This is a genomic window from Vibrio sp. 1557, assembly GCF_033340175.1.
GTDB lineage: Bacteria > Pseudomonadota > Gammaproteobacteria > Enterobacterales > Vibrionaceae > Vibrio > Vibrio alginolyticus.
In genome coordinates, this window is the sequence record NZ_JAWOVZ010000281.1 from 1 (window position 1) to 1,049 (window position 1,049).

General features: G+C 45.8%; 2 protein-coding genes. Both read right to left on the bottom strand.

Features of this window, described 5'->3' with window-relative positions; translation table 11 throughout:
- A partial coding sequence (locus R7070_RS26500) for an adenylyltransferase/cytidyltransferase family protein (protein ID WP_318141558.1) occupies nt 1–196 on the bottom strand: 196 nt, incomplete at its 3' end.
- A 96-nt stretch (nt 197–292) separates the two neighbouring features.
- The coding region (gene mutM / locus R7070_RS26505; protein ID WP_318141559.1) for a bifunctional DNA-formamidopyrimidine glycosylase/DNA-(apurinic or apyrimidinic site) lyase at nt 293–1,049 on the bottom strand (757 nt) is incomplete at its 5' end.

Below are 1,049 nucleotides of genomic sequence, written 5' to 3' on the forward strand. Positions count from 1 at the left end.
TTACTGTCACACCAGGTAAATGTGCCACTACCTCTTCCATCAAAGCGACGCGCTCTTCCAATGTGAACATAGTGTTCTTTGAAGGGCTTGCAGCTACTCCAATAACGACTTCATCAAACATTTCATGAGTGCGCTCGATAAGATTTAAGTGACCATTGGTCACTGGATCAAATGTACCTGGGTAAATGACTTTCATAGGATGTACTGATCTATTCAAAATTGTATGAATTATTGAAGGAAAGGTCGGCGATTACAACTGCTTGATGGCAATACACCGTACGCGATCGTATTTCTATTGCTGGCACTCATTACAGAAGAAGGTATTACGTTGGCCAATTTTTAGCTCTTGAAGCGGCTCTCCACATTCTGGGCAAGGCTCACCCGCTTTTCCATACACTAGAAGTTCTTGAGCAAAATAACCCGGCTTGCCATCGGCTTGAGCGAAGTCTTTTAAAGTCGTACCACCTTGGTTAATGGCAATTTTTAGCGTGGCTTTGATGTTTTCCACTAACAGCACCCACTCTTGGGGTGTCACTTGACCTGCTTGTCGGGTTGGGAGAATACGAGATTTAAACAGAGATTCATTGGCGTAGATATTCCCAACGCCAACCACCACTTTATTGTCCATAATGAACTGTTTAACCGCAACACGCTTACCTTGCGCTTTATCGGCAATGTACTCGCTATTAAACGCATCAGTTAGAGGCTCTGGTCCCATATGATCAAGTACCGCATGGGACTCACCAGGAGCGCACCATAGCCAAGCACCAAAGCGTCGAGGGTCGTTATAACGCAGCACTTTACCATTTGTAAGTTTGAGATCGACATGATCGTGCTTAGCCGCAGGAAAATCAGCATCCAACACACGTAACGAGCCGGACATTCCAAGGTGCACAATAGCAGTCCCTGCATCCGTTTCTATGAGCAAATACTTTGCGCGGCGATGAATGGATCGAATCACTTGCCCTTCAAGCAATTTCAGCTCTTGCGGGATATCCCAGCGCAGTTTGGGTGTGCGAAAAACAAATGCCTTGATCGTTTGTCCAACC